Below are 4,395 nucleotides of genomic sequence, written 5' to 3'. Positions count from 1 at the left end.
TGCAGCGCGACAATCAGGATGAGGCCAGCGCGTCAATCAAGGTGAGAGGAACGCCGATCTGATGATGGAGGGAGGGCGGAGCCCGACCGGAGGCATCAGATCGGCGTCGGCGTGACCCCAAGGGGCATGCCGTCTGGTGAGAGCGGCCAGCTGGCGACGGGCAAGGACGTCCTCTCGACGAGGAGCCCGCCCGTGCCCGGCCGCCACGTGACCGATCACCAGATGAGGCTCTTCATGCAGTTCCGTCAGAGCGACAGCGTCGCTGCGGCCGCCGCCAAGGCCGCCTTCAGTCCCGCCACCGGCCATCGCATCAGCGCCGATCCGCGCCTGCCCTCGGCCAAGAAGGCCCCGCGTGGCCGACGACGGCCCGATCCCCTCGCCGAGGTGTTCGAGACCGAGATCGTGCCGCTGCTCGAAGCTTCGCCTGGCCTGAGGCCCGTGGCGGTCTTCGAGGAGATCCTGCGCCGTCATCCCGATCTGGGCGAAGGGGTCCGGCGGACCCTGGAGCGGCGCATCCGGGCTTGGCGCGCCGTGCACGGGGCCGACCAGGACGTCATCTTCCGTCAGACCCACGAGCCCGGGCGGATGGGACTGTCGGACTTCACCGACATGGCCGACCTCGGCGTCACCATCGCCGGGATGCGCCTCGACCACCGGCTCTACCACTTCCGGCTCGCCTACTCCGGCTTCGAGCACGCCCACGTCGTGCTCGGCGGCGAGAGCTTCGTAGCGCTGGCCGAAGGGCTGCAGAACGCCCTCTGGTCGCTCGGCGGCGTGCCCCGTGAGCATCGCACCGACAGTCTCTCGGCCGCCTTCCGCAACCTCGACGAGGCCGCATGCGAGGATCTCACCCGCCGCTACGAGGCCCTGTGCGCCCATTACGGCATGACGCCGACCCGCAACAACACCGGCCTCGCTCACGAGAACGGCTCGGTCGAGGGCCCACATGGCCACCTCAAGCGCGCCATCGCCGACGCGCTCCTGCTGCGCACCAGCACGGACTTCCCCGACCTGACCGCCTACCGCACCTTCGTCGACGAGCTCGTCGGACGCCGCAACACCCGCCAGGTCAAGCGCATCGACAGCGAGCGGGCCGCCCTGGGGCGATTGCCCGAGCGGCGCTCGTGCGACTACGAACAGGTCAGCGTGCGCGTCTCCTCGGCCGGCGGCTTCCGCCTGCGCAAGGTGTTCTACACCGTGCCCTCGCGCCTGATCGGCCACAGCCTGCGCGTGCGGCTCTACGACGACCGCCTCGACGTCTTCGTCGGCGGATCCCACCTCTTCACCCTGCCGCGGGGCCGGGCTCATCCGGGCGGACGGCACGATCAGGTCGTCGATTATCACCACGTCATCCACGCTCTCCGGCGCAAGCCGATGGCGCTGCTCAACCTCGTCTACCGCGACCGGCTCTTCCCACGCCCACCCTACCGGCACGCCTTCGAGGCCCTGCGTGCCGCGCTTCCAGAGCGGCAAGCCTGCCGCATCGCCGTCGATCTCCTCGCGCTCGCCCATGACCGGGGCTGCGAGGCCGAACTCGCCGCATGCCTGGCGGTCGAACTCGCCGCCAAGCGCCTGCCCGATCTCGCCGCCCTGCGGGCCCGCTTCGCCCCCGATCCGGCGGCCATTCCCCACGTCACCGTCGCCCTCGGCTCGCTGGCGAGCTACGAGAGCCTCCTGGATGCCGTCAGAGACCCTCGGACGACGGGAGAGGCGGCATGAAGGCCCCGGCTCGCACCACCACCGCCGTCGATACCGCCCGGCTCGGCATCATGCTCGGCGAGCTGCGCCTGCCGACCATCAAGACCGTCTGGCCCCGCTTTGCCGAACAGGCCGACAAGGAGGGCTGGCCCGCTGCCCGCTTCCTCGCGGCGCTGGCCGAGCACGAGTTGGCCGAGCGCGACAGACGGCGCATCGAGCGTCATCTCGCCGAGGCACGCCTGCCGCCGGGCAAGACGCTCGACGGCTTCGACTTCGCCGCCGTGCCGATGCTCTCGAAGGCCCAGGTCATGGCAGTCTCCGCCGGCGACGCGTGGCTCGCGCAGGGGGCCAATTTGCTCCTGTTCGGCCCACCCGGCGGCGGTAAGAGCCACCTCGCCGCCGCGATCGGGCTCGCCCTCGTCGAGGCCGGCTTCAAGGTGCTGTTCACCCGCACGACCGATCTCGTCCAGAAGCTGCAGGTCGCCCGGCGCGAGCTCGGCCTGGAGGCGGCCATCGGTCGGCTCGACCGCTTCGATCTGCTGATCCTCGACGACCTCGCCTACGTCACCAAGGACCAAGCCGAGACGAGCGTGCTGTTTGAGCTCATCAGCGCCCGCTACGAGCGCCGTTCCCTGATGATCACCGCCAACCAGCCCTTCGGCGAATGGGGCCGGATCTTCCCCGATCCGGCGATGACGCTCGCCGCCGTCGACCGGCTGGTGCATCATGCCACCATCTTCGAGATGAACGTCGAGAGCTACCGGCGTCGCACGGCCCTCGATCGGAAGCGCGGTCCCGGTCGACCGCCGACCCGCGCGACAATCAAAACCGCCGACGCGTGACGCGCCGCGACACGAACTTCGCTCAAAACTGTCTTGTGCGGGTCGATCGATCCGCTCATCATCAACCCGCCGCGACACCGGTCTCTCATCCTGATTGTCGCTCGGCTCTCATCCAGATCGTCGCGCTACAGGTCGCGTCCGCCGGCGAGTGGCCGGACGGGTTGATCGCGCTGAAGAAGAAGGCCGTGCGCAGGGAGAACTGCATCGCCTTGCCCTCGGGGGTCCCCTTCAGGATCGGCGTGTCGCCCGACGAGGCGCTGCGGGCGAGCATGAGGACCGACCTCAAGCGCCCCGGCCTCTGGTCGCTCTCGAACTCGTCGATGATCACCGGCAGGCTGTCCGGGCCAATGGCTTGGCGGATGCCGGCCTCCGAGCTGTCGCCCGTCGTCGCGATGGCGAGCGGGGTGAGCAGCGCGGTGGCGAGTCGATGCAGCGTGCTCTTGCCGGCCTTCGGCGGCCCGTAGACGAAGCAGTGCGGCCGCCAGTCGAGGACGCCGCAGATCGGCGCGATCGCCAGCCACCCGAGCAGCAGCCTGGCGTTCTTCGGGTCGCGGAACCGGAAACGCCCCAGCAGGTCCGCGAGACGGTGGGTCTCGAAGGTCGCGTCGGGCGGCAGGCGGATGGGCTCGAAGCAGAGGTACTGGTACTTCAGGCCCTCCCGGATCGGGCCTCCGAGGTTGACGACGATCTCCCCGTCCTCGACCCAGACGCCGCGACCGCGGACGCGCAGTGGGCTGAACGGGCCGGCGCGCTTGCACGCCGCGATGAGCGCCTCGCCCGCGGCCGCGGCGTTGAAGGGCCTGCCCCAGCCCTTTCAAGGTGTTTTGCTTGCCAGGCGGGTTGCGGTGGAGAAGTGGGGTCCGCTGGTGGGCCCGGACTTTGCCGTTCGATCCTTGGGTTTTCGGCGGCCGGCTCTGACGCGTGCGGGGTCGATGCGGCGGGCCAAGCTCAGCAGGCGCGCGGCCAGGGCTGGCGGGTCGATCGGGCCGCAGGCCGCCCAGTGCTCGGGCGGCAGGGCGATGCACAGGCCATCGTAGCCGCTGCGGATCTGCAGCACGAGGTGATACAGCGACACCTTCGGCGCGGCCCCCGCGTCCGGGGCGTGCGCGCGCTCCACGCAGCGCTCGATCAGCGCCAGCACGTTGTAGGCCAGCAGCGCCACGCTGAAGCCGAGAAGCGCCGCGCGCGGATGACCGAGGCTCGGGATCTCGCTGCGCAACACGCCCTCCAGACGCTGGAACATGCCCTCGATGCGCCAGCGGTCCCGGTAGGCCTGCGCGATCTGCGCGGCCGTCACCGTGGCCGGCAGGTTGCTCCACAGCCGCAGCACCCGGTCGCCCGCCTGGGTCGGCTGCGCCAGGGTCAGTTCGATGCGCCGCCACGGGACGGCCTGCTCCGGGCCCGACGGCTCCTGGGGTAGATGCTCCTGGGGCGGAGGCTCCTGGGGTGGATGCTCCTGGGGTGGATCGAGCGTGATCGTCTGCTCGCGCAGGCGGCCCGTCTCGGTCCGGCCCGCCGCGTGCCAGTCTCCCGCATCCCGCAGGCGGGGATGGTTGGCGTGCTCGCGCACCACGAAGCTGGCCCCGGCCGCCGCCCAGCCGCGCAGCAGCGCGCCGGGGCAGAAGTGGCGGTCGCCGATCCAGACCTGTCCCGGACCGGCCCGTTCCAGCAGGGGGGCGGCCAGGGCACGCTCGTGCTGGTAGGCGTCCTCGCCCGCCACCAGATCGGTCACCAGGCCGCTGTCGGGATCGTAGACCACCATCGCCAGCCCGGGCAGGGCCGCCCCGCGCACGCCGCGCAGGGCCTTCAGGCGCTTCTGGCTGGCCGGCAGGTGGTTGCCGTCGAGGATCCGGAT

4 protein-coding genes are annotated in these 4,395 nt (G+C 70.9%); 3 read left to right on the top strand and 1 reads right to left on the bottom strand.

Going from position 1 to position 4,395, the window contains the following annotated elements:
* The first annotated feature begins 192 nt into the window (after positions 1 to 192).
* The 3 genes from istA to Q8W71_RS32470 are packed head-to-tail and all read left to right on the top strand — an operon-like array spanning position 193 to position 3,004.
* On the top strand, positions 193 to 1,719 hold the full coding sequence (gene istA, locus Q8W71_RS32480; protein ID WP_458351527.1) for an IS21 family transposase: 1,527 nt from the start codon (positions 193 to 195) through the stop codon (positions 1,717 to 1,719).
* On the top strand, positions 1,716 to 2,540 hold the full coding sequence (istB, locus tag Q8W71_RS32475) for an IS21-like element helper ATPase IstB (RefSeq protein WP_305529341.1): 825 nt from the start codon (positions 1,716 to 1,718) through the stop codon (positions 2,538 to 2,540). The genes istA and istB overlap by 4 nt, the downstream gene beginning before the upstream one ends.
* On the top strand, positions 2,537 to 3,004 hold the full coding sequence (locus tag Q8W71_RS32470) for a hypothetical protein (RefSeq protein ID WP_305529437.1): 468 nt from the start codon (positions 2,537 to 2,539) through the stop codon (positions 3,002 to 3,004). The genes istB and Q8W71_RS32470 overlap by 4 nt, the downstream gene beginning before the upstream one ends.
* A 350-nt stretch (positions 3,005 to 3,354) precedes the next feature.
* Here Q8W71_RS32470 and Q8W71_RS32465 read toward each other — a convergent pair.
* A partial coding sequence (locus tag Q8W71_RS32465) for a transposase (RefSeq protein ID WP_305526334.1) occupies positions 3,355 to 4,395 on the bottom strand: 1,041 nt, incomplete at its 5' end.

The sequence above is a fragment of the Methylobacterium amylolyticum genome (assembly GCF_030700245.1).
Classification (GTDB): domain Bacteria; phylum Pseudomonadota; class Alphaproteobacteria; order Rhizobiales; family Beijerinckiaceae; genus Methylobacterium.
This window is presented reverse-complemented; position numbering and strand designations above follow the sequence as displayed.

Excerpts from the sequence above, each read along its gene's own strand:
- istB (WP_305529341.1), top strand. The coding sequence starts at position 1,716 with ATGAAGGCCCCGGCTCGCACCACCACCGCCGTCGATACCGCCCGGCTC.